Here is a 25,495-nt window from a genome sequence, read left to right as displayed (position 1 = left end):
TGGCCGATTGGGTCATCCTCCCTTGTCCTTAGCGGCGATCCCCTTCCGTATTCTTCATTTTAAACAATAACGAACCCATCAGGTACAATCAGGTCATACCCCTGCATCTGTGTTTTGCGTTTTGGCTTTGGGGTGGGCACAGGGCCGCTGGGCGAGGTGAGGGATGCCTGGGGGGCAGGGTTGTGAGTGGAACAGGCAGGGCGCCCGGCAGGCCATGGGGATGGCTGCCGGGCGTAAGGCGGGTGGCGCTTGTGCGCTCACAAGGGTCAGTAAACGTCCCGGGTGCCCCCGTAGGTGAGGAGCTCCGGGGGTCTTCCGGCCGTGGCCTTGACCTTTTTCTCCTTGAGGCTCCGGATGGTGTAGTGGGTGCGGATCATCTTCCGGAAGTTGGCCGGGTCAATGGGTTTTTCCAGAATCGCTTCGTAGATGCACCGCAGCTCAGTCCAGGTGAACCGTTCGTCCAGAAGGGCAAAGGCGATGGGAGTGTAAGAGATCTTGCCCTTGAGGCGCTCGTGAAAATCGGAGAGGACCTGCCGGTGAAACGGGGACAGGTGCGGCGCGCTTTGGGCGATGATCTCTCCCAGGGGAAACCAGTCGCCGTGTCGGGAGGCCACGGCCTTTTCCGGGACCAGGGCGAAATAGCTGGTGACCAGGTGACGGGATTCATCGTAGGTCTTGAGCTGTTCCATCCATCTTTGGGTCAGGCCGGTCATGGTGGAGAGGATGCGCGTGGCGCACACCTCCAAATCCCCGCCTTCCGACGGGGTAAAGGGGAGAAAGGGAAGGGCCCGGAGGTCAGGACGCCCCGGCTTGGGGGGCAGGAGGACCTGAATCTCCCCGTCGGCAAAGGCGGCAATGACCATCTCCACGGAGACCGTGGGCAGGGGGCAGGTGGTCTTGGCGCTGTAGACACTCGGCTCGCTGCCGGCTTTGGTGGCGTGCCATTCGCCCCCTTCGGGAAGGGGGACAAGGTCCTCTTCGTGGGAGAGGCTGTCCACCATGCGGGCAAAGGGGGTGGTGAAGTATTTGCCGTAGACGTCGGAATCGTCGATATGCAGCTGGATTCCGTTTCGTCGGCAGTATTCGGCCTTGGACCGGTTCCAGATGCGGTTGTCCATGTAGGGGTTGCCGTCGATGTAGGTCACCTCGGTGCCCCCCTGCTTGTGGTGGGTGGTCACGGAAAAGAGGTGGGTCCAGGCGAGCCCCAGCTGATCCTTCAGGTAGTGCTCCAGGGACCGGGTGTGCTCGGTTCCCGTGATGATATGGACTTCATGCCCGTGGGCCACCAGCTCCCGGCTCAGCCTGGAGAAAAAATCGGGGAAGGTGTCGGCCACCCCGTGGACATCGATGCCCAGCCTGATGATATCGTCCTTATGGTTCATGCGTTTATTCAATATCCTCGCTGGTGGCGGCGGTACGAACCCCGGCCGCAGCCATATCGGTGAAAAAAGTGTCGCTCAGGTGTTCAAAGCCCGCAACCGGGCTCATGGCGTCGGTGAGAAGGACCACTCTGGGCGCAAGGTCGGGCCGGGCGGAGACCAGGTCCCGGACGCTGTCGGCCACGCAGTGGGAAGAGGCTTCCCCTGCCACATAGATTTCATCAAACCCGGCCAGGTCATCTAAAAGCGACCGGTGGAACACGGATGCAGGGTCGCCTTCCCGCTCGACCTTGGGCCGGAAGATGGAGAAGTGCTCTGTGTATCGTGAGGCGCCCTTGGGGAGCATCACCAGGTCGGTGTGTCGGTTGGCCCATCTGCTCAAGATGGTGTCCAGTGGGTGGTACACCCCATGGCCCCAGGTTCCCAACAGGCAGTGGGGAGGCCAGATCACATGGGTGTCGCAGGCCTCCATGTAGGTCTGGCTCCACGCCTGATCTTCATCGTGTGTCGCCTTCCAGTCACCGTTTTTTACTTCGTCGACGGTGATGGTGGTGAAGGGGGCCGGCGGGTTGCCTGAGCGGTCCTGCCACCATGCGGGGTGGGCTATGTGCATGCGATTATGGGAATCCAGGGTGACCACCACGCGGGAGAAGGCGTCGCCGTTCATTTCGATAAAATCGGTAAGGCGCTCCATGTCCCGGCTCGCACCTTCCACGAACAGCTCCCCGGTGGGGTCGCAAAACGAGTTCTGGGGATCGATGATCAACAGGATACGTTTCATGTCTCTTCTCCTCATGCCGTTTGTTTAAAAGGGCCCACCGCGGCTTGTGTCAACTCTTGCCGAACACCCGCTTCATGTAGGCCAGGTAGCCCTTGTCGTCGCACATCTGTTTGCCCGGAGAGTCGGAGAGCTTTGCCACGGGGGTGTCCTGGCAGCGGGTCATCTTGATGACGATTTGAAGGGGTTCTCCCACCACGTCGTTGGTGAGGTTGGTGCCGATGCCGAAGTAGGTGATGAGGCGGTCCTTGAAGTGGTGGGCGATCTGGATGGCCCGGGGAAAGGTGAGGCCGTCGCTGAAGACCCCCACCTTGGAGGATGCGTCGATGCGCAGGCCCTTGTAGTGTGTGATGAGGTCTTCGCCCCAGGCGATGGGGTCCCCGCTGTCGTGGCGGCACCCGTCGAAGAGCTTGGCAAAGTACATGTCAAAATCTTTGAGAAAGGCCTTGAACCCGGCCACGTCGGAGAGGGCGATGCCCAGGTCTCCGCGATACTCCTGGGCCCAGTGCTCCAGGGCAAATTTCTGGCTGTCCACAAGCCGGGGCCCCAGAGCCTGGCAGGCCATGAGCCACTCGTGGGCCATGGTGCCCACGGGGGTGAGGTCATACTTCCAGGCGAAATAGACGTTGCTGGTGCCCATGAAGTTGTCCGGGAGGGCGTCTTTCAGGGTCTTGATGATGGTTTCATGCCAGTCCCGGGAGTAGCGGCGGCGTGTGCCGAAGTCGGAGAACTTCAGGGGCAGGCCCTTGCTGTTTTCCGACTGGACGAGGTCGATCTTTTCTTCCAGTCTGGAGAGCCCCTCGGAGAGGTCGGCGTCGGGGTGGTTGTGGCGGAAGTAGAGCTCGTTGATGATGGCAAGGACCGGCACCTCGTATAAGATGGTGTGGAGCCAGGGGCCCTTGATCCTCAGCACATAATCATCCCCTTCCATTTCCGATGTGATGAATTCGCGGTTGAGCTGGAACAGGCGCAGAAACTCGATGAAATCACGCTTGATAAAGCGCAGGCTCTGGAGGAAGTCCAGCTCGTCCTTTTCAAATCGCAGACAGCAAAGGTGGTCCAGTTCTCGGTCTATTCCGTCGATGACGGGGGCAAAGTCGATGCCCAGGTTGCGGCAGCGGAACTCATACTCCACCTCCGCCCAGGGAAACTGATGAAGAACGCCCTGCATCATGGTGAGTTTGTACAGGTCGGTGTCCAGCAATGATTGAATAATCGGGGTTGTCAACGGATGGATCTCCACATGTTGTGGCGCCGAAAAAGGCGGCAAGCTCTCAAGGGGGGCCCTGCGGGGTCTCCCGGAGTCAAACTCCGCAGCGTGCTGCGGAAGGGCGAATGCATCGAGCCCGGATGGCCGTTTTGCAGCCGTTTCAACCGGGTTGATGGTTGTTGGGTATCATCCGGGCGTTAGCCAAAGGTATACCCACTGCAATAAATGTCAAGGCGAATTTATGTCATTTATACCAAAAATATAACCTTGAAGGGGCCAACCGGCAAACTCAACGCCTGGTGGTTGTTTTGGCTCCTTGTCGATGAACACACTCAACCCGTGAAATATCCGCGTTATGCCTCGGTGGAGAGCATCTCATTGATCCCCGCGGCTGCCTGCCTGCCCTCTCCCATGGCGAGGATGACGGTTGCGGCACCCAGAACAATATCTCCGCCGGCAAAAACCCGGTCGATGGAGGTTTTGCCCTGGTCATCAACGAGGATCTGACCCTTTTTATCGGTGGCAAGGCCCGGTGTGGTCTGGCGGATCAGCGGGTTGGACGCATTGCCCACAGCGATGATGACCGTGTCGATGTCCATGGTGAATTCGCTGCCTTGGATGACCACAGGGCTTCTGCGGCCTGATGCATCGGCTTCACCCAGTTCATAGCGCTGGCACTCGAGGCCCCTGACCCATCCGTTTTCGTCGGGCAGGATGCGGGAGGCGTTCTGGAGATAGTGGAAGGTGACCCCTTCCTCCTCTGCATGGAGGACCTCTTCCGAACGCGCTGGCATCTCTGCTGCCGTGCGGCGGTAAATGAGGTGAACCTCTTCGGCTCCCAGGCGCAGTGCGGTACGGGCTGCATCCATGGCGACGTTGCCGCCACCGAGTACGGCGACTTTGCGGGACTCAAAAATGGGCGTGGACGCACGCTGCCGGTCGTAGGCCTTCATGAGGTTGGTGCGTGTGAGGTACTCGTTGGCGGAGTAGACCCCGACGAGGTTTTCCCCTGAAATGTTCATGAAACGGGGCAGGCCTGCGCCCGTGCCGATAAAGAGGGCATCGAAACCGTCTTTTTCAAGGAGGTCGGTGAGCTTGCGGGTGCGACCGATGACAAAGTTGGTTTCAAGGGTGCACCCCATCTCGAGAAGGGTCTCGATCTCTTTTTGCACGATCTCCTTGGGAAGCCGAAATTCCGGAATGCCGTAAAGCATCACTCCCCCGGGTTTGTGGAACGCCTCGAAGAGGACCACGTCATGCCCCTGGCGGCGAACGTCTGCGGCAACGGTGAGACCGGCAGGGCCGGTGCCGATGATGCCGACTTTTTTGCCGGTGGAAGGCTTTACAGGGGGCGTTTCGATGAGGTTGTTCTGGCGCTCCCAGTCGGCCACAAAGCGTTCGAGGCGGCCGATGTTGACGGCTTTGTCCGTGGATTTCATGGCTTTGCCAACGGTGCAGGGGGCCTGGCACTGGGTCTCCTGGGGGCAGACCCGGCCGCAGACCGCGGGCAGGAGGCTGCTCTCTTTGATGGTGGCAACGGCACCCTGGTAATCCCCGTCGGCAATGCACTTGATGAAACCGGGGATGTTGATGTGTACCGGGCACCCTTGAATGCACGGGGCGTTTTTGCACTGGAGGCAGCGCTCTGCTTCGATTTTGGCCTGCTCGGGCGTGTACCCCAGGGCCACCTCGCCCATGTTGCGGCGGCGGACGGATGGATCCTGGGACGGCATCTCCTGCATGGGAAGGGTCAGCCGTGATTTCCGGGTGAGGTTTTCCGGCAGTGCCTTGAGGGCTTCCAGGGCCTGTTCCTGCAATGTTTCGGGGGGAATATATGTCATGGGCTTAATCCTGATGGCCGACCGTGCGGCCGATACGGCATGTGTGCTCTTGGGTTTTGTATGTTCCGAGTCGTGAGGTGAGGTTGTCGAAGTCCACGAGGTGACCGTTGAATTCCGGACCGTCCACGCACACGAATTTGGTCTCACCGCCCACCGTGACACGGCATCCCCCGCACATTCCGGTGCCGTCTATCATGATGGCATTGAGGGAGACGTCCGTTCGGATGTCGAAGGGCTTTGTGACGGCGCAGCAGGACTTCATCATCATGGGCGGCCCTATGGCGATGGTGAAGTCGGGTTTTTCCGTTTGCTCGCAGAGCTCTTTGAGGGGTTCCGTGACCCATGCCTTGCGCCCGGCAGACCCATCGTCGGTGCAGACAATCACCTCGTCTGCAAGCTCACGCATGGGCTCTTCCAGGATGAGCAGGTCCTTGTCCCGTGCACCCAGAATGACGGTGACATGGTTTCCCGCTTGCTTCAGGGCCAGGGCAATGGGGTAGAGGGGGGCAATGCCGATGCCGCCACCCACACAGACGACCCTGCCGAAGTGTTCAATGCGGGTCGGGGTGCCTAAGGGGCCTACGAGATCGGAAATGTCATCGCCTGCTTTCATTCGGGCCATGCGCGAGGTCGTTTCCCCCACGGCCTGGAAGATGAGGGTGATGGAGCCTTCCCGGGTATCCGTGCCTGCAATGGTGAGGGGAATCCGTTCCCCGAAATCATGGTCGATCTGAAGAATGATAAACTGACCGGCCTTGTGCTCCTGAGCGATGAGCGGTGCTTCAACCCGCATCAGGAAAACGGTCTCCGAGAGCTGCTCTTTGTGAAGAATTTTATTCATGGGTTCTTATCATGTGTGTTGGTTTTATGCATAAAGGCCTGGATGAAAAACGATGCCGGGCGAATCAACCCTGACGTTGGCGTTCACCTTGCCATTGGCTGTGAGTATCGTTTCATCGGGGTAAGCCCTGAGTCTTCCATTTAAGGGGATGCAGTATAATGGAACAAATGGGCCATGGGAATAGAGATTACAGGAATTATCATGCCTATTCCTGCCTGCCTTTATCGGCGGGCTCTCACGTGAGGTTTGTTTCGGGTGTTCAATGCACTCCAGATGTATCGCACCCACAGCCTTGGGGATGAATCAAGGTAACTGTTCAGCTCAAAAAAAACAGCCTCCGGCGGCAAGGTGTGCCATCTTGAAAGCAGGTTGCGGATGTGTTTTGCCCCTCATTCTTCGGGTCAAATCACATCCGCTTTTAAAGTAAAAATTCACTCAAAAAGATTTTTTAAAGCCTGTTTGTTCAACTTTTTAAACGTTTATCCCCCGGCAGGGCCGCCGGAGGCATAAGCTGAACAGTTACGAATCAAGATAAAAAAGGGAAGAGCTCTGGAGCCCTCCCCTTTTCGTGCATGCAGGCAGAAGACTGCTTCAGTCTCGGTTAGAAATCGATGGCCGTTCCGTCGTAACAAGCCTGGTAGATGGACTTGATCTCGTCGAAGGTGGGCTTTCTCGGGTTGAAGAGGGTGCAGGGATCCTTGAGGGCATGTTCGGTCATGGCATCAAGCTTCGCGTTCCACTCCGCCTCATCGATGCCGCACGCCTTAAAGGAACCGGCCACGCCGACGGATGCGGTCAAACCGGCGACCTCCTGAGCGAACTCCTCGGCCGTGGTTTTTCCGAACAGGGCTGCCAGCTCCCCGTACTTCTCGGTGACCTTGGCGTTGAAGCGGATGACGTTGGGCATAAGAATCGCATTGCCGCAGCCGTGGGCGACGCCGAAGGTGCCGCCCACCTGGTGGGACATGGCGTGGACAATACCCAGCCATACGTTGGTAAAGGCCATCCCTGCCATGCAGGAGGCGTCGTGCATGGCCTGGCGGGTCTCCAGGTCTCCGGGCTCTGCCACGGCCTTGGGAAGGTTCTTGAACACCAGGTCGATGGACCCCTTTGCCAGGGCGTCGTTGTAACGGTCCGCAATGTTGGAAACGTACGCTTCCACACCGTGGCTCAGGGCATCGAGACCTGTGTTTGCGGTGACGGTCTTGGGCATGCTGGCGCAGAGTTCACCATCGATGATGGCCACATCAGGGGTCAGCTCGTGGGACACGAGGGGGTACTTCACCCCTTTCTCGGTGTCTGTGATCACGGAAAGGCCGGTGATTTCGGTGCCCGTGCCGCTTGTGGAAGGAATGGCGACGAATGTCGCCTTGTTGCGCATTTTTTTGACACCGAAGGGTGCCGCCAGCTCTTCCAGTTTGGAGTCCGGGTACTCATAATACACCCACATGGCCTTGGCCGCATCAATGGCGGAGCACCCGCCCAGGCCCACAATGATGTCGGGCTGCTCCTCGGTGAAGAAGGCTGCGCCCTTCAGGACGGTTGCAATGGAGGGGTCGGCTTCAACACCGGAAAATACGGCAGAGGTAATGCCGGCTTCCGTGAGAAAGGTGCGTGTTTTTGCAAGGACGCCGTTTTTCTGGACAGAGCTGCCTCCGATGACGATGACGGCTTTGGTGCCTTCGACGTTTTTCAGGTTTTCAAGGGAACCCAGGCCATGGAAGATATCTTTGGGGACAATAAAAGTGGTCATGATTTTTTCCTTAATTGAAAGGGTGTCTCTGGTTACTTGACGGGCACTCTTTTGCCCGACGAGAGGCACTAAACCTTTTTAAGGATTTCCTGTAAAGTAGGCACTTTTCCGTGTTTCAGTATGCTTTTGGACACGTGGTTCCCAAAAGGGAACTATCTTTCGGTTTGGTTCAATTTCGTGTTATGGCACGGGATGCGTATGGCACAATGGCTTCGGACAGGGGCCATTGCCGCCCCATTGGGCAATGATTATGATGACAAGAAAATGTGGTACGATGGATCACATCGAAGAAACGGAAGGCGGGAGGCGTATCATGCCGGAAGACAGGACCCATAAAGTGAGTTGCAGTTCCTATGTCAATGAGGTGGAGGTGGCCTTTGAGCTCCTCTCGGGAAAGTGGGTCCCGCTGATTGTCTGGACCCTTGCAACCGAAGGGACCAAACGATTTGGAGAGCTCAGGAAGATCATGCCGTCTGCAACCCAGAAGATGCTGACCCAGCAGCTGAGGGCCTTGGAAAAAAACGGGCTCGTCAGCAGGAAAATATACCCGGAGGTTCCGCCCGTGGTGGAGTATTCCCTCACCGAGATCGGCCGGAAGCTCAGTCCCATCCTCAGGGACCTCAACGCGTGGTCCCGGGAGTACCTTGACGGTCGGCCCGTCAGGGGAAAATAGAGCGGTCCTTTTTCCCTGAAGGGAACGTGGCACACGAAGCCCGCTGTCCGAAAGAGTCGGATGACGGGCTTTTTTTTATTCTGTGAGGATAAGGTATTCCGGAATGGAACCATCCGGTGGGACGTCGGGGAGGGCCTCGTCATAGCCAGGGGGGCGGATTGTGATGATGAGCATGGATGCCGATGGGTCGTAAAGGGCAAGGTGCTCGGGGATGCCCAGGCCGCCCTCGCAATGAAAGATACCGGAGATGTGCATGACAAGGGCGCCGGGGTGTTGATTTCTGGCCTCGGCAATGGACCAGGCCATGGTGGCGTCCCAGAGGGCCTGGGCGTCGGTGTTGATTGTGGACGGGGGTGATCCTGGGGCCTTGGTGCCGTGGGGATTGTCGTTTTGGGGGGCGTGGAGGATCTGTCGCTCAAGGGCCGCCAGCTTGGCGCGGTAGGCCGGAGATGCCCCCTCGTAGGGCAGGGGGGCGATCCAGGTTTTGGCCTCGGGGCTGAGTTGCTCAAGGGCCTCTCTGCCCTTGCGGGCCACCAGGTTCACATAGCGCCTCGGGGCGTTGGCTGCAATGACAGGAGCCCCCTTCTCTTTGGCCAGATTGAGGGTTTGGCGGTAAGCACGGGTGTAATTGCCCCAGGGGCGGGATGCGGCCATGAAGTGCATTTCGGTGATGAGTCCCGAGAGGTACTCGTCGGTGACGCCCTGGAGGTCCCGGGCCAGCATCTCAAAGGACAGGATGGCCCCGGGCGTTGTCCCCTTGGCGGTCCGTTTTTCAAGGAGTCCTTTGAAAAGGGCATATTCCAGGTGATGGGCCGAGGGGTTGTCGTGGGTCTCCCCCACCAGTACCACATCGGCCCGGGCGGCTTCGGAGAGAAGGGCGTCCTGGCTGATCCGGGTGCCGTCCGGGGCAATGATGGTGTATCGGGGCGGTTCCATGGCTGCGCGGCCGGTGCCCAGGCATCCGGCGGCAAACAGGAGGGTTCCCAGAAAAAGGCCCAGAGTGCTTAAGGCTCGGTTCATGGCTGAACTCCCGTGGGTGGCGGGCCCCCGGCACAGGGGGAGCCCGCGTGGGCATCGGCGGGTCAGAAGTTGCGGTGGATGCGGATGTTTCCGCTTTCGATGCGGCGGTTAAAGGCGTCCCTGGCCCAGGCCTTGATACGGGCCCTGGAGGCGGGGATCAGAAGGAGAATCCCGGCGAAATCGGTGAGAAGGCCCGGAGTGACCAGGACGATCCCAGCGATGAGGATCATCAGGGCGTCAATGAGCTCTTCCGTGGGCATGATCCCCTGGTCCATGCACTCTCGGATCTTGATGACGGTCTGGAGCCCCTGGATCTTGGCAAGAGATGCCCCGGCAATGCCGGTGCCGATGACCAGGGCAAGGGCGGCAAAAGCCCCCATGAACGAGCCGATCTTAATGAGGAGCCACAGCTCGATGACGGGGACCAGGGTAAACAAAAGAAAAAGACGTAACACCATGGGGACAGTCTCCATATGAATCCGTGAAAGTAACCCGCAGTCGTGCGGTTTCACCACAAGATGGGACCGATCCCGAAAATGTCAAGCAGGGGAAGGGATGCAGGATACAGGGGAAAAGGCCAAAGGCGCCTTCTATGGTGACCGTGGGTGGAAAAAGCAGGCCTCCGGCGGCAAGGTGGGGGCTGAAACCCTATGGCGAAAGTATTGAGGTCGTCATTATGCAACCGTTTTGCGGGAGAGGCCTAATTTCATTTTACTGGAAACACGATGAAGGGGCTTTGGGAGTCATTTGAGTTTAACTGGAATAAGCACGGCGAAGACTCGAAATGCTGGCCTCCGGCAGGGGCGCCGGAGGCCGTTTTTGAACCGTGCTATCGTTTGCTGCGCGGGTGCTTCTTGATGGATTTCAGGAAGCGGTCCACGCGGGTCTTGACGATGGGAAAATCTTCCCCGCGGTCGTCGATGCAGTCTCCGTCGATGGTGAGGATGGGGATGCCCGCTTTTTTGAACATCTCGTTTTCCATGATGGAGCCACCGTGGAAGTGCCGGCACGACTTCGGGTAGTAGGCGATGATGCCTTCGGTGTCCTCGGGGATCTCGTCGATGGCGATGCCCGTTCGGGCCGTCACCGAGGAGAAGGCCGGGTGCAGTACCGTGCGCCGGGCGATGGACCGGATGGGGTCCGCCGGGTCCAGGGGCTCCCAGAAGGCGTAGTTGACCTGGGAGGCGGAGATGTCGATGCGCTCGTCCAGGTAGGTCATGAGAGGCGTCTTGAAGTAGGGACGCAGGTGGAACCAGGCGATGCGGGGACGGCTGTCGTCGTCTGCCGGTGCCGTGCTCCCTTTGTACTCCTTGCAGCGGGACTTGTAGACGTCCACGATGCGCTCGGTGCCCCAGGTCTGCATGAGGTTGGCCGCGTAGTCCAGCTCCCGCACCCCTTTCTTGGCCGCTGTGCGCTGCTGGAGCACCACGTCGTTGCCTTCGTTGAGCCAGGTGCGGGCTTCGTTGGTCCACCGGATGACCTGGCGCAGGGCTTCGTCTTCCAGGGTGAGGCCCGTGTGCTCGGTGACGAAGGCCACCATCTCCAGAAGCTGCTCGTAGACGTAGTCCACGCCCTCTTCCACCCGTTTGATGTCCTTTTCATCCGTGCTTGCGGCCAGGTCGTAGAGGCCGTAGGGGATGTCCAGGATAAACTCCGGGCGCTTGTATTTGTGGGCGGCCAGTTCGGCGTACTTGGCCGAGGGGTCGCACAGGTGGGTGGAGGTGATGAGCACATCCGGGGTGGGGAAGATGTCTTCGATGACGCCCCCTGCCACGGTTTTCATGAAGGAGCACAGGTCCCCGGAAAAGTTGTGGGCCTCGGCGGTCTCGATGCGCTCCCGGGCTGCCCCGGTCATGGCGAGCTGGGAGGCCACCATCTCCGTGGTAAAGGGGAGCAGGCCCATGGCGTACATTATCTCCGTGGGCACAAAGAGGCTTCGCCAGGCCACGTTGTGGTAGGCAAACTCCCCGTTGGTGTTGAGGTTGTAGGCGTTGAAAAACTGCTCGGTGTTGAGGTACCCCCGCTTTGCCGAGGGGGAGAGGGTGTCAAAGGCCTTGGGAAAGGCCATCTTGACGGCATCCCCGGGCTCGATTCCCTCCAGGCCGTTGACGCGGAGCAGGTTTTGTACCTGGACTTTTCGCTGCTCCGTGTTCTCTTGTATCATCTCCGCTCGGTTCATCGGTTTCTCTTTCGTCGTTTTTTGAGTCTCTTGATAAATGACTGCACCTCACGTTCGTTGATCTCGGAGCTGATGTCGCCTTCGAGGACCTTCATGGGCACGTCCACGGGGATGTCGTTTTTCAAAAGGGCCCACTGCATCTGCATGTTGGCGCAGAATTTCATGGAGTAGTAGAGGACCCCGTCCACCCGGTATTCGGTGATGAGGCGCTGGATCTCCTCGATGGCCTCCCGGGACTTGTCCCCGAGCATGCGGGGGCAGGGCGTGCCGGAAAGGTAGAGGCTGGCCAGCTCTTTGTACGGGTCGTCCGACGGGGCCGCCTCTCCGGTGAAGGCCCTGAGGCCGGTGCACATGTGCTCCACCACGGAGACGCCGCCGGTGGCCTCGATGGTTTTAATAAGGGAGCCGTTGCCCGGGCCGCCGATGACCATGATGCGCGGGGCGTCCTTGTCTCCGGTCTGGCCTTTTTTCTCGGAGATGAAGGCTTCCAGGCGGCTGTTGAGCTCCTCCCTGGGCATGTCCCAGGAGTCGGTGATGAGGGCCTCCACTTCGCGTCCGGTGACGGCTGTGGCCTCCTCTTTTCTCAAAGCGTCCACCTCGCGGAAAAGGGCCCGCGTCTTGTTGAAGAGGGCCATGGAGGCCCGCAGGGCCTCGTCGGTGATGGGGCCGGTGTGGGCCTCCACATCCTCTTTCATGCGCCGTAGGCCCCCTGCAAAAAAGGAGACGCTGGCGTTGGTGACCACCTTGGGCACGTCCAGAAGGTGGAGCATGGCGGGTTTGATCTCGTCCTGGCGATAGAGCCAGCCGTCGGCCAGGCGTCGCATGCACTCGCAGGAGTGGGCGATGACCACGCCGGAGAGGGCGTCGTAGGCCCCTGTGAGGGCGCCTCCCATGGAAGAGCGGACGTAGGAGCAGATGGAGTCTCCCAGGACCACGTCTTCATGCTCGGCCCCGGAATCGGATTTGATGCCCACGGGAAGGGCACCTGCCGCATGGAGAATCTCCAGGGGGGTGTAGGTGCAGAACCATCCTATTTTTTTCACTGGGCCGACCTTTCGGCCGAGGAGGCCATGGGAGTGGCTGCGTAGGCGTCGCAGGCGTAGAGGGTCTGGACCACCTCCCCGCCCCTGGACAGGTGAACCAGGTCGCAGAGCATGGTCTTGTTGCAGCCCAGCTCCTGGGCACGGGTGCATTCGGTGAACTCCGAGGTGATCCCCTGGATGGTCTCAATGCCTCGGAAAGAGCCTCTGTCTTCCACTTCGTCCCGGGCAAACAGGGCCATGCCGATGGCACCCATCACCTTGTGGTGCATGGGGACGTAGAGTTCGACCTTTTCGCCCCGGGCTTCGCTGAGGAGGTCCTCCAGGGATTTTTTGACGCCGATGTTGGAGGCCACGCCTCCCTGGAAAGCAATGGGGGTCTTGAGGTGTTTTTTGTTGATGCCGAGGGTGGCGTAGAAGTTCATGGCCAGGGAGCGGTGAAGCCCTGCGATGATGTTCTCCTTGGTGTTGCCCTTGGCCTGCTCGGCGATGAGGTCGCGGCCCACAAAGACCGTGCACATGCTGGAGAAGCTGTAGGGCTTTTTGGCCTTGAGGCCCGTCTCTCCGAATTTTTCGATAGGAATGCCCAGCCGGTCGGCCTGGGCGTCGAGGAAGGAGCCGGTGCCCGCCCCGCATTTTTTGTTCATGCCCGCTTCATCAAGCTCGCCGTCTTCAATGTACATCACCTTGGAGTCCTGGCCGCCGATATCGAAGATGACCTGGGTGTCGGGGAGAAGATGGAGAGTGGCTTCGGCGTGGGCGTCCAGCTCGGTCTCGTAGACGTCGGCCCCCAGAAGGGCCGAGGAGATCTCGTGGCCGCTGCCGGTGACACCGGATCCCAGGATGTCGATGTTGGCCGGGAGCTTAGCCGACAGGCGGGAGAACGCTTTTTTGATGTTGTTGATGACGTCCCCTTCGGTGAGGGTGTAGTCGGTTTCAAAAACCACGCCCGCTTCATCCACAAAGGCGATGTTGATGGAGATGGAACCGGCGTCCAGGCCGATGAAGCCTTTGACGGTGTCGCTCCAGGTGCCGGAGACCAGGGGAAAGGCCAGGACCCTGGTTTTTTCGCAGATGTATTTGTACGCGGGTTTTTTCAGCCCCTTGATGAGCTCGTCGATTTTCTGGAAGGGAGAAGAGGGAACCGGGTCCGAGGCTTCGGCCTTGATCCAGAGGTCGGAGACGGTGGTGCTGATCTCCACGCGGGAGCCGTCTTCACAGGTAAAGGAGGCCACCTCTTCGCCTTTGATGGCGTGGTCCCGCGACTCTTTTTTCAAGGTGTCGATGACCGGTGCCACAGATTCCCAGGCCTCCTGAACGCGGTCTTTGGCCTTCTGGAGAAAGAGGTAGGGAATCCTGTAGAAAATCTGTCCCGGAGTCCGAGGCAGGGACGCAAAGCCTGCGTCCGTATGTCCTGAGAGTGTGCCGTTAGGTGTCATGCAGTGTCTCTTCTGTTTTAGTGGGTATATGTTTTTGGTTATGAACCGTAGTTTTTGTTGGAAACGACGTTTGAATTGTGCTCGCCAAATAAGACCAACCCAGGTCTCCCGTGGTGCTGCCTTAACCGACGTCATGTGACAATATTATCGTTTTTTCAAGGCGTTGCCCGTATGTGGGAAATGTTTGTGGTATCGAAAGAGGATTACCATAAGATCCTTCATTCGACAAGGGTGGAATGAAAAAGGGATGGCCAGGGTGGGGTGTGTTTTGAAACCCATTGAAAAAATGATGAAAACCGCCATTGGTTGAAAACGTCTGCGGGGGGTGTATGATGGGGCATGGGATCTGTGGGGGGATGACGCCCTGTTTCGGGTGCGAGCCGTGTTTTCTGCGGCAAGAGCTTGAGATCGGGGGAGATCTCCTGTACAAAAGGTCCCGCCCGATGAAAGTAACCTGTTTATCTGGCGTTATCCCCCGGTTTCAAATCCGTCATTGCCCATAGGCCGCCCTGAAGGGGCGGCACCAAGAAAGGAATATACATGGCACAACGTAAAATCACCGTGATCCCCGGAGACGGGATCGGTCCCGATATTATTGATTCGGCACTACAGATTCTGGACAAAGCCGGATGCGATTTTGAGTATGAGTTTGCTGACGCGGGCCTTGCAGCCCTGGAAAAGCACGGCGAGCTCCTGCCCCAGCGCACCCTGGACCTCATTGAAAAGAACGGGGTGACCCTCAAAGGGCCCCTGACCACCCCCATCGGCAAGGGGTTCACCTCCATCAACGTCACCCTGCGCAAGCAGTTCAACCTCTACGCCAACCTGCGCCCGGTGATCTCCTTTAAAGGCACCCAGGCCCGCTACGAGAACATCGATATCATCACCGTGCGTGAGAACACCCAGGGCATGTATTCGGGGCTGGGTCAGACCGTGTCGGAAGACGGGTGCACGGCAGAGGCCATGAGCCTGGTGACCCGTGAGGGGGCCGAGCGCATTGTCCGTTTTGCCTATGAGCTGGCTCGAAAAGAGAAGCGGAAAAAAGTCACCATCGTCCACAAGGCCAACATCCTGAAATCCACCTCCGGGCTGTTCCTGGACGTGGCACGGGAGATCAGCGCCGGGTACCCCGACATCGAGACCGCCGAGATGATCGTGGACGCCACCTGCATGAAGCTGGTCATGAACCCGGAGGAGTTTGACGTCATTGTCACCACCAACCTGTTCGGCGACATCATCTCCGACCTGTGCGCTGGCCTCGTCGGCGGGCTGGGCATGGCCCCCGGGGCCAACATCGGTGACAACGCGGCCCTGTTCGAAGCCGTCCACGGCAGTGCCCCGGATATTGCGGGCAAGAATCTGGCCAACCCCACCTCCGTGATCCTTGCCTCCATTCAGATGCTGGAGTACCTGGGCATGCAGGAGAAGGCCGAGGCCATTCGGCGGGCCGTCACCGCCGTCATTGAGGAAGGGGACCGCACCACCCGCGACCTGGGGGGCTCCCACGGCACCACGGATTTTACCCAGGCCGTCATGGACCGCCTCTGATCCGGAGGCCTCATCCAGGCAAAAAGTCCCTGCAGCCACATCGGTCATGCCTCCGGCGGTGCGCTTTTTTAAAGGCGCCGCTCACCTTGCCGCCGGAGGCACCGGTTTTTCCCTCCGGGCGCATTTTTCCTTTCAGGCGCCCGCATCCCTATCCGGTTTTTCAACTCAGGGTTAGGTATATCCACTGCCCGATATTCTTTCCTTAATTTTGTCTTTGCGTTTTTTGCTTTGTGTCCTCTGAAAACATTGACATACGGAGCTTATGGGGTATCATCAAGGGCAATGAACCCATGGATGGTGTGTGTCGGAATCAAAAAGGTCGCAGTCAGTATTGTTAATAAAGTTCGGGCTGATGCAAAAGCAGAGTGGACACCTGTCGTGGGATGGCATGGCGCCGTAAACGGTTTTCCATGGCGTTTCTTTGCATGGCTGTTTTTTGACCGGGTTTCAATGGGTTTTGTCGGTGTGTTTGACTGGTATTTCAACGGTCTGGTCCGGGCAAGCGCCGGGCCGGAGCCCATGCAGAGAAAGGACATGCAGGATGATTTTGGACAGACTGAAGATTGGGACCAAAATACTGATTACGTTTTTGTTGGTCGGTATTGTGCCCCTGGCCGTCATCGGTTCCGTTTCCGTTTTGAAGTCGAGTGAATCCCTCTCAGAGCAATCCTTTGAAAAATTGAAAATTGTCCAGGAGATTAAAAAAGCCCAGGTCCGGGAGTATTATGCCGGATGCCTGGGAGACATCTCTGTTTTGTCCAAGAACTACGCCCTGTCCGAGGCCCTGAACCGTTTTCCCATGCTTTTTGACGAAGACGGCAACGTCAACATGGATGGCTACGATTTCTACGACACCCGATACGGGGAGTCCATGAAGCTTGCCGTCCAGGAGTACGGGTATAACGACCTGCTGCTGATCCAGGCCAACGGCCGCATTGTCTACTCGGCCCGGAAGGCTCCGGATCTCGGCAAGTCCGTGCTGGAGGGCCCCCTGGCCGAAACCCATCTCGGACGGGCCTTTGCCCTGGGGCTCAAAGGGCTGGCCACCACGGACTTTATGCCGTATGCCCCTGCGGACAATCAGTCCATTGCCTTTATCCTGGCCCCCATTTCCGTTGTGGATAACATGACCCAGGAGACACGGGTCACGGGGCTTGTTGCCCTGAAACTCGATAACGGCCAGCTCAACAGCATCGCCATGAGGCGTGAGGGCATGGGAGAGACCGGGGAATCCTTTCTTGTGGCCCGCACAGGGGAGGGGGCGGTGTTCCGAACAGACACCCGGACAGGCAAAGCCGGTGAGCAGGCCTTTTTCGCCTGCCTGGACGACGCCTCTGCCCAGGAGAGCGGGGCAGGGACTTACACCTACAAGGGGGAGCAGCAACTGGTCTCCTACGGAAAGCTGGGTATCGACGGCCTGGACTGGATCATGATCTCCAAGATTGACGGACATGAGGCCTTTGCTGCCGTTCGCCAGCTCAAGACGCTCATCGGGGTTGTGGTGCTGCTCGGGGTTGCCGCCATCGTCTGTGTGGGCTTTTTGATCGCCCGCTCCATCACGCGGCCCATTAACGATATTGCCGCGGGAATGAAGGATATTGCCGACGGCGAAGGAGACCTGACGGTGCGCCTCAAGGTCAAGGGGAAGGACGAACTGGCCGAGCTTTCCCACTGGTTCAACACCTTTATCAACAAGGTGCAGGAGATCATCCGGCTGGTGTCCGAAAGCGCGGAAAAACTCAACGGGTCGTCCACCGAGCTTGCCCAGATCTCCCATGTGATGAGCGAAGGGGCCGACGAGGTCTCTTCAAAGTCCGGCACGGCGTCGGCCTCCTCCGAGGAGATGAGCGCCACCATGCAGTCCATTGCCGCCGCCACCGAACAGGCCTCCGCCAACATGAGCATGGTGGCTTCCGCGGCCGAGGAGATGACGGTGACCATCTCGGAGATCTCCGAGCACTCCGACACCTCCCACACCATTACCCGGGAAGCGGTGAATCAGGCAGGGAGCGCAGCCGCCAAAATGAACACCCTGGGCACTGCGGCCCAGGAGATCAGCCATGTTACCGAGGTGATTACCGAGATCTCCGAGAAGATCAATCTTCTGTCCCTCAATGCCACCATCGAAGCGGCTCGGGCCGGAGACGCCGGGCGCGGGTTTGCCGTGGTAGCCAACGAGATCAAGGACCTGGCCGGTCAGACCGCCGGGGCTACCCAGGAGATCCGCAGCCACATCGAAGGGATCCAGAACTCCACGGCCGAGACCGCCGGGGAGATCGGTCAGATCACCCAGGTCATCGACAAGGTCAACGGCATTGTCACCACCATCGCCGAAGCGGTGAAAGAGCAGGCCGTCACCACCCAGGAGATCGCCGGGAACGTGGCCCAGGCCTCCACGGGCATTCAGGAGGTCAACGAAAACGTGGCCCAGAGCTCCCTGGTCTCCAACAGCATTGCCGACGAGATTTCCCAGATCAACCGGATCTCCGGTGAAACCTCGGCCAGCAGCACCCGGGTGAGCGACAGCGCCGAGGCCCTGTCGGGTCTGGCCACCGAGGTGTCCGATCTGGTGGGGCGATTTCGGGTGTAAAGGGATTGTTTAGATGGCGGTTCGGCCATCGTAGAATAGTCAAATGACTGAAAAGTGGAACATGGAATTTACGATTGTTTCTCCCTTTTGGGTGAGCCGATCAGGGGCTGCTGCCCTGTTGAGATAAAAAAAGCCCCGGGCAGGCAAACTGCCCGGGGTTTTTTGTCTCGCGAGGACACGTTTCGGGAGGAAGGGATGCGTGGCCTCGTGGTTCTGGCCCGGTGTCTCGAATTGCTTGGGTTGCTGAAAAACGGGTTAATGCGTGTATTCGATGATCTGGACGTCCGGTCCGATCTTTTTGATGATGGCGTCCCTCATGTTTGCGTAGTGGGGGCAGGGGTAGCCGATGGGGTTCCCCTTGGAGATGCAGGAGGTAAAGACAATGGCCTCGGCGCCTCGATCCACCATGATCTTGGCCCGGGAGATGGCCCGCTTGCCGGGGCAGCCTCCGCAACTGACAAACCCGACAATGTCGACGGGGCCCGTCTCCTCAAAGGCCAGCGTTCCCTGGGTGGCGGCCTTGAAATCCGTGGTGCCGGGGCACATGTCCTCTGTCTGCTGGCAACGAATGATTCCGACTTTTTTCATCTGCGTGTTCTCTTTCCATTGATTGCGTGTGGTTGTTGCAGGGGCCGGGGACGCGGTTTCTCCCTTTGCCTGAAAAGGAGCAAGGCACCTCGAAACCTGATTTCAGACTGTCCCGGTAATCCGTACCATGAATACTAGTCGCTATCAAGAAAGATAAATGGTATTCCCTGGCAGTGAACTGCCCCCTGGAACCGCATGATCGGGTGTTGCTATTTTTACGATTCGCATGTAAGTGGATGAACCGAAACGGCAAAACAGAACATGGGCCGGGGCCTCGGTAACATACGCCAGCCCATGGCTGGGCGGGCAAAAACCGCCGCATTGACGGGGCGGTATATCCACAGGTAGCGTACCTGTGGCAAACCCTCTGACGAGCCGAGAATTCCGTGGCTGTGGGAACCTTGTGCCCCGCAGGCACCATGACCCGAAGGGAAACGAATGAAATTCGATCAATACTATATATCCGACGATATCAAGAAGAACCTGGCCCAGCTCGGCTTTAAGCGGCCCACGGACATCCAGTTCAAGGCGATCCCCTCCATTCAGAAGGGAGAGGACGTCCTGGCCATCGCCCAGACAGGCACGGGTAAGACGGCGGCCTTTGCCATTCCCCTCATCGACAGGATCCAGCGGGGCAAGAGCAGCAAGCGCTCATACGGTATCCGCTGTATCGTCATGGTGCCCACGCGGGAACTGGCCGCTCAGATCGGCGAGGTGTTCGACAGCCTCTCCCGCCACACCAAGGTCAAGACCTTTGCCCTGTACGGCGGGGTGGAGCAGGATGCCCAGATCAAGAAACTCCAGGACGGCATCGACGTGCTGGTGGCCACCCCGGGCCGCATGTTTGACCTCATCAGCCAGGGCTATATCCGGCTGAACCGCATCGACACCCTGGTGCTGGACGAGGCGGACCGGATGCTGGACCTTGGGTTCATCGACGACATCCGTTTCGTGAAAAAGAAGATCACCCGAAAGCACCAGACCCTGTTTTTTTCGGCCACCATCAATGAAAAAATCAAGAAACTTGCCTTTTCCCAGGTAAAGAGTTCGGCCATCCGCATTCAGCTCTCCCCCGAGGACCCGGTCTCTAAAAACGTCTCCCATGCGGTGATGTTTGTGGAGATGGACGACAAGCGCTTTTTTCTGGAACGCTATGTGCGGGACAACCCCGAGAGCAAGCTGGTGGTGTTCGTGCGCACCCGGGTGCGGGCCGAGCGTGTGGCAAAGGCCATGGGGCGCGTGGGCATTGACGCCGTCTCCATCCACGGGGAAAAAGAGCAGGCACAGCGCCTTGAGGCCATGAAGGCATTCAAGGACGGGGCGTGCCGGATGCTCATTGCCACGGATGTGAGCGCGCGCGGTATCGATATTCCGGACGTCACCGCCGTGATCAACTACGACCTGCCCGAGGTGGCGGAGAATTATGTCCACCGGGTGGGCCGGACCGGTCGTGGTGTGAATAAGGGCGTGGCCCTCTCCTTTTGCAGCAAGGAGGAGAAGGAACGCCTGGAAGAGATCCAGGAATTCATCGGTAAAGAGGTCGAGGTGCTCCACGTGGGAAAAACCGACTACGCCAGGACCCTGCATTTTTCCAATGAGCTGTCGGCAGAGGAGCTCATCGCAGAGAACGAAGCTTTCGAAAAAAGCCGAAAGAGAAAAAAGAAGCGCAGGTAAGGTTGCGCACCGTTCCGGGCGGCACCTTAAGGGTGTCGGTCCGGACGGCGGCGGACCCTGTTGCCATGAAAAAATAAAGAAACCGCAGTGGCGGGACGATATCATGGAAAGGCGTTTTGATGTGAACGGCGGTGCCCCGGTCGAGGCCGGGGAGCGACAAACCGGAAAATGACCGCTGGCTGGGGGGAGTAGCGTGAGGACATATCCAGGGCCCTGGAGAGGGTGTTGCTGTTTGTTGCGGGGGCTCAATGCGGTGGTGCTGGCCGTTGCGGCCGTGTGTCTGTGGGGGGGCAGTCAGGTGTCATCTGTCTGTGCCGCCGATACGGTGCGCAGTGCCGGGAGTGTGTTGTTCCTCAGCTCATACCATCCCAGTTATCCCACCTTTTTCAGACAGGTGGAGGGGATCCGCTCTGTCTTCTCTTCCCGATCCATCCATTTTGATATCGAGTGCATCGACACAAAGCGGTTCGACCCCCCGGAAATCAAAGCCCATTTCCATGACCTTCTCACCTTCAAACTGTCGCGCCTCCCGGCCTACGATCTCATCCTGGTGGGGGACGACAACGCCCTTCATTACGTTCTGGATCATCAGAACGACCTGTTCCAGAACATTCCCATGGTCTTTTTCGGGGTGAACAACCGGCGGCTTGCCCTCGAACAGAACGAAAATCCGCTGGTGACCGGTGTGGTGGAGTCGGTTGCCCTCTCCGAGACCCTCTCCCTTATGGCTCGGTTGCAGCCGGATGTCCGGCGTATCGTGGCCATCGCGGACAACACCGTAAGTGTCAAGGGCGTGCTGGATCACTTCCATGCCGCGGCCCGGGAGTTCAAGTCCGTCCAGTTCTCCATGCTTTCCCTTGAAAACCTGAGCTTTGAAGAGTTGGCAGAGGTGCTGAAGACCTTTGACAACAGGGACGCGGTGCTGCTGCTGTCCGCCTTTGTGGACCGCACCGGGCGCCGCATTGATTTCGACCATGCCCTGTCTCTGGTCACGGAGAACCTTGCGTCTCCCCTGTATCACCTTTGGTATCACGGCATGGGGCAAGGCGTGATCGGCGGCAAGCTCATCAGCCATTTCGACCAGGGGAAACGGGCCGCGGAGATGGCCCTTGAGATCCTGTCCGGCACGCCGGCCTTTGAGATTCCCGTGGAGGCTGAGAGCCCCCATCGTTTTGTGGTGGACCCGGAGGCCATGGAGGCCAGGGGCATGTCTCTTTCCCTGATTCCCAACGGCGTGGACCGCTATCGCAATGTCGAGCCGTGGGACAGCTCCTATGGGCTCTACACCCGTGTTGCCCTGGGTGGCATCGGCGTGTTTTCCTTTCTCGCCTGCGTGTTGGCCGTCATTGCCTTTCACAGGCGGCGTGCCGATGAGCAGGTGGCCAAAAGCGAGCTGAGGTTCCGTCGGTTGACCCGACACATGGAGGAAGTGTTCTGTGTGGGATCCATGGCCACGCGGGAGATCCAGGAGATCAGTCCAGCTGTGGAGCATATCCTGGGGCTGTCCCCGTCAAAGGTCCGCCGCAACCCCACCCTGATCCGGGAGGCCATCCATGAGGAGGACAGGGAGTCCTTTTTTGCCTATCTGGTTCGCCTGCAATCCGGCCAGGAGGGGATGGAGTCCATTGAATTCCGCATGCGGGATGTCAAGGGGCGGCTGCGGTGGCTCCGCTTCAGGGGCTTCAGCATCGAAGAGGCCGGTGACAGGGACTCCAAGATCGCGGGCATGGCCTCGGACATCACCGATGCAAAGCAGGAGGATACCGCCATGAAGGCCCTGGTGGAGACCCTTGCAGGGCGCGTGGAACAGGACTTCTTCGATGGCGCTGTTCGTCAACTCTGCGCCTTTTTGGGGTGCGACACTGCCATTATCGGTGAGATCCGCGAGGACAACATGGTCCAGACCCTGGCCATGGTGAAGGACGGGTACATGAAGGATTCCATGACCTATCAGCTCATGGGGACCCCCTGCTTTGAGTCCATGAACGAGGGGGTCTGCATCTACCCCGAAGGGGTCCGGGATCGGTTCCCCGCCAACTCCATGCTTCGCCAGCTGGAGGCCGAAGGGTACCTGGGGTTTCCGTTGCGAAATCACAACGGAAAGATCATCGGGGTGATGTGCGCCATGTCGAGGACCCGCTTTTCCATTCCCAAGCGGACCCAGGAGGTGGTGGCCATCCTGGCCAAGGGCATCGCCAACGAGATGGAACGCCTGGAGAGCGAAAAAGAGAAAAAAGCCATGGAGATCAGCCTGATCCGCTCCCAGAAGATGGAGGCCATCGGCACCCTGGCAGGCGGTATTGCCCATGATTTCAACAATATTCTTTTTCCCATCATGGGGTATGTGCAGATGATGCAGGAGGAGATCTCCGCGTCGAGCCCCCACGGTCGATACCTGAACAAGATCCATGCAAGCTCGCTGCGAGCCAAAAAACTGGTGAACCAGATCCTTGCCTTCAGTCGCAAGGGAGATCAGGTCTTTGAGCCCGTCATGATTCCAGAGGTCCTCACCGAGGTCATGGAGCTGGTGCGTGCCAGTCTGCCGGCAACCATCGACCTGCGGGTGCATGTCACCGGAGAGATTCTCCCCGTGATGGGAGACGCCACCCAGATCCATCAGGTGGTGATGAATCTCGTGACCAATGCCTACCATGCCATGGAGGGAAGGGGCGGCTGTATCTGGGTGACCCTGGCTCCGGGGGGCAAGCCCGGGGCTTCCGGTGTTTCCCTCATCGTTCGCGACACCGGGGGGGGCATTGAACCAGCCGTTTTGGACTGTATCTTTGATCCCTATTTTACAACCAAGCCCAAAGAGAAGGGCACAGGGCTCGGCCTGGCTGTCGTGCACGGCATTGTGGAGAACCACGGGGGGGAGATCGACGTAGAGAGCACCCTCGGGGTAGGCACGACCTTTATCGTTCGCCTTCCCTGCATGGAGTCGGCCTGCGTTGAAGAGGACGTCTCGGATGTTTCCCCCGCCCCCGAGGGCCATGAACACATCCTGGTTGTAGACGACGAGGAGGAGGTGTGCATGGTGGAGCGGATGATGCTTGAGAGGCTGGGTTATCGGGTCTCGGTGGCGTCAAGCGGCCTGGAGGCCCTTGATCTTATTGCCGCCGATCCGGATTCGGTGCAGCTCATGCTGACGGATATGACCATGCCCCAGATGACGGGCCTTCAACTTGTGGCTCGGGTGCGCGAGATGGGGTGCCTCATGCCGGTGCTTCTCTGCACCGGGCTTAAAGACGCGGCCCAGGAACGGGCCTCCAAGGGTCTGGGGGTGCTTGGTATCGTAAAAAAGCCGGTGAGTATGGGCGAGCTTGCGGACCAGGTGCGACAGGCCCTGGATACGGTGAGGGGCTGAAAGGGCGTCGGACTGTGTGCGGGCACCCCGCGGGCATGTGCCGCGGGATGCCGGTTTTACTTGGTGCCGAGGCATTGGTGCCATGGCTTAGATGCTTGCAAATACTTCTCGAAGGGCGTCTGCCACCTGGACGTAGCTGACGTCGGCGTCGGGGTAGATCGTGTCAAAGCGGGCCTGGAGCTCAGTGGCCAGGGGCTCCCTGAGGGCGGGGTCTACCTGGGCGATTTCGGCCAGGGCGCTAAGGGACTCGCCCCCGCCTGATGCGATGTCCATGGCAAGGCTGTCCATGTTGCCCGCCACAAAGGTGTTGATGCGCTGGTCGATGGCGAATTTTGTGGGCTCACCGCACTCCAGGGTGCCGGATGACATGCCGAAGGTCTGGTTGCCGCAGAGGCTGTTGAGGAAGGTGCCCAGGAGGTTCCAACCCAGTCCCTCTTTTTCTCCTATTGCTACCCTTCCCAAACCACATCCACAATCTTCAGATACCGTTTTGCCGTAAGTGGTACCGACCAACATAAACAGAATACCCAACGTGATAATACACTTTTTCATGGTTCTCTCCTGAAATGAAATGGTAGGTGAACGTGCCGCAAGTAAAGTCTATTTCTGGTGGTTTGCGGCCGGGGGGAGTAAAGCTACGACGACAATATATGTAAAAAAAAAGATTTATTCAAGGGCTGGCTTTCCTTCTGTGAGATTTCGCATCGTCGTGGCCAGCTTCTCCCTGTAGATGTCTCGCCATGTCATGAGGGCATCTGTGTGGACGCCGCCTTTGACGGTCCACATGGTCTTGGGAGGGGCGGCGGCGTCGTAAAGGCGACGCCCGTGGTCATAGGGAATCACGCGGTCCTTGGTACCGTGGATGATGAGTACCGGGGTGGGGGATAGGCGTTCAATGACCGGCCCGGGGCTGTGGCCGTTGGTGGCCATGACAAAAGAGAGGGGCCACTTGAGCCACTTCAGAACAGGAATGAGCCCGATTTTATCTCGCGCGATGGACCGGTAGGAAAAAAACGCACTGTCCACCACAACTCCTTTCAGGGGCACGTCCGGTGTTGCCGCCGCCGCAGCCACGGCATTGGCACCGCCCAGGCTCTGGCCAAAGGCGATGAGGCGGGACGGGTCCACATCCGGGCGGGAGGCCGCGTACTTAAGAGCCGCAACAGAGTCCTCGAATACACCTTGCCTGCCGGGTTTGCCCTCGGAATCCCCATACCCCCTGTAATCAAAGAGGAAGAGGTTGAACCCCGCTTCAGGGAGCCACTCGACAAAGCCGTAATGGTTGGAGATATTGGCCGCGTTGCCGTGGAAGTGGATGACCGTTCCGAAAGGATCTGCCTGGGACGAGGCGATGAACCAGCCCGTGAGGCGGGTGCCGTCGAGGCTTTCAAAGGTGACCTCTTCGTAAGGGCGGTCCGGTGTCTGGTAGAGCCGGTTGTCCGGGTGGTAGAAGAGCCCGTTGGCGCAGCCGGTGAGAAAAAGAAGGAGGAGGACGATGAATGGGGTGTGACGTTTCATGGCAGATTCCAGTCTTGTGATGGTTGCTGGGCAGGCAGGCTCGTTATAGCACATGTCGCG

Annotated in this window: 19 protein-coding genes; 5 read left to right on the top strand and 14 right to left on the bottom strand. The window is 58.8% G+C overall.

The features are described from left to right. Positions 1 to 266 precede the first annotated feature (266 nt). The 6 genes from ACOYW0_RS03230 to ACOYW0_RS03205 all read right to left on the bottom strand — a co-directional run bounded on the left by ACOYW0_RS03230 (position 267) and on the right by ACOYW0_RS03205 (position 7,802). On the bottom strand, positions 267 to 1,382 hold the full coding sequence (locus ACOYW0_RS03230; protein ID WP_482417140.1) for an NUDIX hydrolase: 1,116 nt from the start codon (positions 1,380 to 1,382) through the stop codon (positions 267 to 269). Positions 1,383 to 1,386: 4 nt separating this feature from the next. Beyond that, positions 1,387 to 2,160: a cysteine hydrolase family protein gene (locus tag ACOYW0_RS03225; protein ID WP_482417139.1), complete on the bottom strand. Its 774-nt coding sequence runs from the start codon at positions 2,158 to 2,160 to the stop codon at positions 1,387 to 1,389. Positions 2,161 to 2,209: 49 nt separating this feature from the next. Beyond that, positions 2,210 to 3,385, bottom strand: coding sequence for a nicotinate phosphoribosyltransferase (gene pncB, locus ACOYW0_RS03220; protein WP_482417138.1), 1,176 nt, complete (start codon positions 3,383 to 3,385; stop codon positions 2,210 to 2,212). Positions 3,386 to 3,720: 335 nt separating this feature from the next. Then, positions 3,721 to 5,208: an NADPH-dependent glutamate synthase gene (gene gltA / locus ACOYW0_RS03215; RefSeq protein WP_482417137.1), complete on the bottom strand. Its 1,488-nt coding sequence runs from the start codon at positions 5,206 to 5,208 to the stop codon at positions 3,721 to 3,723. Positions 5,209 to 5,212: 4 nt separating this feature from the next. Next, positions 5,213 to 6,049, bottom strand: a complete 837-nt coding sequence (locus tag ACOYW0_RS03210; protein WP_482417136.1) for a sulfide/dihydroorotate dehydrogenase-like FAD/NAD-binding protein — start codon at positions 6,047 to 6,049, stop codon at positions 5,213 to 5,215. 601 nt (positions 6,050 to 6,650) lie between these two features. Continuing rightward, on the bottom strand, positions 6,651 to 7,802 hold the full coding sequence (locus ACOYW0_RS03205) for an iron-containing alcohol dehydrogenase (RefSeq protein ID WP_482417135.1): 1,152 nt from the start codon (positions 7,800 to 7,802) through the stop codon (positions 6,651 to 6,653). Positions 7,803 to 8,115: 313 nt separating this feature from the next. Between ACOYW0_RS03205 and ACOYW0_RS03200 the strand changes: the two genes are divergently transcribed. Then, positions 8,116 to 8,475 (top strand): winged helix-turn-helix transcriptional regulator, encoded by a 360-nt coding sequence (locus tag ACOYW0_RS03200; protein WP_482417134.1) that lies wholly within the window; start codon positions 8,116 to 8,118, stop codon positions 8,473 to 8,475. Between the two features lie 75 nt (positions 8,476 to 8,550). Here the strand turns inward: ACOYW0_RS03200 and ACOYW0_RS03195 are convergent, their stop codons facing one another. The 5 genes from ACOYW0_RS03195 to ACOYW0_RS03175 form a co-directional block, all read right to left on the bottom strand. Next, positions 8,551 to 9,495 carry a ChaN family lipoprotein gene (locus tag ACOYW0_RS03195; protein WP_482417133.1) on the bottom strand — a complete coding sequence of 315 codons (945 nt, stop codon included), beginning with the start codon at positions 9,493 to 9,495 and terminating at the stop codon, positions 8,551 to 8,553. 62 nt (positions 9,496 to 9,557) lie between these two features. Beyond that, positions 9,558 to 9,953: an FxsA family protein gene (locus ACOYW0_RS03190; RefSeq protein ID WP_482417132.1), complete on the bottom strand. Its 396-nt coding sequence runs from the start codon at positions 9,951 to 9,953 to the stop codon at positions 9,558 to 9,560. A gap of 371 nt (positions 9,954 to 10,324) precedes the next feature. Continuing rightward, positions 10,325 to 11,674 carry a 2-hydroxyacyl-CoA dehydratase subunit D gene (locus ACOYW0_RS03185; RefSeq protein WP_482417131.1) on the bottom strand — a complete coding sequence of 450 codons (1,350 nt, stop codon included), beginning with the start codon at positions 11,672 to 11,674 and terminating at the stop codon, positions 10,325 to 10,327. Then, positions 11,671 to 12,717 (bottom strand): 2-hydroxyacyl-CoA dehydratase subunit D, encoded by a 1,047-nt coding sequence (locus tag ACOYW0_RS03180; RefSeq protein WP_482417130.1) that lies wholly within the window; start codon positions 12,715 to 12,717, stop codon positions 11,671 to 11,673. Before ACOYW0_RS03180 ends, ACOYW0_RS03185 begins: the two co-directional genes overlap by 4 nt. Then, entirely contained in the window at positions 12,714 to 14,153 is a 1,440-nt protein-coding gene (locus ACOYW0_RS03175) for an acyl-CoA dehydratase activase (protein ID WP_482417129.1), read from the bottom strand. Before ACOYW0_RS03175 ends, ACOYW0_RS03180 begins: the two co-directional genes overlap by 4 nt. A gap of 540 nt (positions 14,154 to 14,693) precedes the next feature. Between ACOYW0_RS03175 and ACOYW0_RS03170 the strand changes: the two genes are divergently transcribed. Together ACOYW0_RS03170 and ACOYW0_RS03165 are read left to right on the top strand one after the other, a co-directional pair. Then, complete coding sequence (locus tag ACOYW0_RS03170; protein WP_482417128.1) at positions 14,694 to 15,701, top strand: isocitrate dehydrogenase; 1,008 nt, start codon at positions 14,694 to 14,696, stop codon at positions 15,699 to 15,701. 541 nt (positions 15,702 to 16,242) lie between these two features. After that, positions 16,243 to 18,291 (top strand): methyl-accepting chemotaxis protein, encoded by a 2,049-nt coding sequence (locus ACOYW0_RS03165; RefSeq protein ID WP_482417127.1) that lies wholly within the window; start codon positions 16,243 to 16,245, stop codon positions 18,289 to 18,291. Positions 18,292 to 18,546: 255 nt separating this feature from the next. Here the strand turns inward: ACOYW0_RS03165 and ACOYW0_RS03160 are convergent, their stop codons facing one another. Continuing rightward, positions 18,547 to 18,879, bottom strand: coding sequence for a CGGC domain-containing protein (locus ACOYW0_RS03160; protein WP_180145826.1), 333 nt, complete (start codon positions 18,877 to 18,879; stop codon positions 18,547 to 18,549). Between the two features lie 438 nt (positions 18,880 to 19,317). Between ACOYW0_RS03160 and ACOYW0_RS03155 the strand changes: the two genes are divergently transcribed. Together ACOYW0_RS03155 and ACOYW0_RS03150 are read left to right on the top strand one after the other, a co-directional pair. Continuing rightward, complete coding sequence (locus ACOYW0_RS03155; RefSeq protein ID WP_482417126.1) at positions 19,318 to 20,553, top strand: DEAD/DEAH box helicase; 1,236 nt, start codon at positions 19,318 to 19,320, stop codon at positions 20,551 to 20,553. Between the two features lie 298 nt (positions 20,554 to 20,851). After that, positions 20,852 to 23,917, top strand: coding sequence for an ABC transporter substrate binding protein (locus ACOYW0_RS03150; protein WP_482417125.1), 3,066 nt, complete (start codon positions 20,852 to 20,854; stop codon positions 23,915 to 23,917). An 87-nt stretch (positions 23,918 to 24,004) separates the two neighbouring features. Here the strand turns inward: ACOYW0_RS03150 and ACOYW0_RS03145 are convergent, their stop codons facing one another. Beyond that, positions 24,005 to 24,433, bottom strand: coding sequence for a DUF3015 family protein (locus ACOYW0_RS03145; RefSeq protein WP_482418815.1), 429 nt, complete (start codon positions 24,431 to 24,433; stop codon positions 24,005 to 24,007). Between the two features lie 150 nt (positions 24,434 to 24,583). Continuing rightward, a complete protein-coding gene (locus tag ACOYW0_RS03140; RefSeq protein ID WP_482417124.1) occupies positions 24,584 to 25,435 on the bottom strand; it encodes an alpha/beta hydrolase in 852 nt (283 codons plus the stop codon). Between the last annotated feature and the right edge of the window lie 60 nt (positions 25,436 to 25,495).

It is taken from the genome of Desulfoluna sp. HI9BLuna (genome assembly GCF_056829775.1).
Note: the sequence above shows the minus strand (reverse complement) of the source record. Positions and strands in the feature narration are given on the sequence as shown.

Bases quoted from the DNA above. Each gene is read 5' to 3' on its own strand.
- ACOYW0_RS03225 (WP_482417139.1), bottom strand. From the start codon at position 2,160: ATGAAACGTATCCTGTTGATCATCGATCCCCAGAACTCGTTTTGCGAC.
- ACOYW0_RS03170 (WP_482417128.1), top strand. From the start codon at position 14,694: ATGGCACAACGTAAAATCACCGTGATCCCCGGAGACGGGATCGGTCCC.
- ACOYW0_RS03175 (WP_482417129.1), bottom strand. From the start codon at position 14,153: ATGACACCTAACGGCACACTCTCAGGACATACGGACGCAGGCTTTGCG.
- ACOYW0_RS03185 (WP_482417131.1), bottom strand. From the start codon at position 11,674: ATGAACCGAGCGGAGATGATACAAGAGAACACGGAGCAGCGAAAAGTC.
- ACOYW0_RS03140 (WP_482417124.1), bottom strand. From the start codon at position 25,435: ATGAAACGTCACACCCCATTCATCGTCCTCCTCCTTCTTTTTCTCACC.
- ACOYW0_RS03205 (WP_482417135.1), bottom strand. From the start codon at position 7,802: ATGACCACTTTTATTGTCCCCAAAGATATCTTCCATGGCCTGGGTTCC.
- ACOYW0_RS03230 (WP_482417140.1), bottom strand. From the start codon at position 1,382: ATGAACCATAAGGACGATATCATCAGGCTGGGCATCGATGTCCACGGG.
- ACOYW0_RS03160 (WP_180145826.1), bottom strand. From the start codon at position 18,879: ATGAAAAAAGTCGGAATCATTCGTTGCCAGCAGACAGAGGACATGTGC.
- ACOYW0_RS03200 (WP_482417134.1), top strand. From the start codon at position 8,116: ATGCCGGAAGACAGGACCCATAAAGTGAGTTGCAGTTCCTATGTCAAT.
- ACOYW0_RS03155 (WP_482417126.1), top strand. From the start codon at position 19,318: ATGAAATTCGATCAATACTATATATCCGACGATATCAAGAAGAACCTG.
- ACOYW0_RS03165 (WP_482417127.1), top strand. From the start codon at position 16,243: ATGATTTTGGACAGACTGAAGATTGGGACCAAAATACTGATTACGTTT.
- gltA (WP_482417137.1), bottom strand. From the start codon at position 5,208: ATGACATATATTCCCCCCGAAACATTGCAGGAACAGGCCCTGGAAGCC.
- ACOYW0_RS03195 (WP_482417133.1), bottom strand. From the start codon at position 9,495: ATGAACCGAGCCTTAAGCACTCTGGGCCTTTTTCTGGGAACCCTCCTG.
- ACOYW0_RS03145 (WP_482418815.1), bottom strand. From the start codon at position 24,433: ATGTTGGTCGGTACCACTTACGGCAAAACGGTATCTGAAGATTGTGGA.
- ACOYW0_RS03210 (WP_482417136.1), bottom strand. From the start codon at position 6,049: ATGAATAAAATTCTTCACAAAGAGCAGCTCTCGGAGACCGTTTTCCTG.
- ACOYW0_RS03190 (WP_482417132.1), bottom strand. From the start codon at position 9,953: ATGGTGTTACGTCTTTTTCTTTTGTTTACCCTGGTCCCCGTCATCGAG.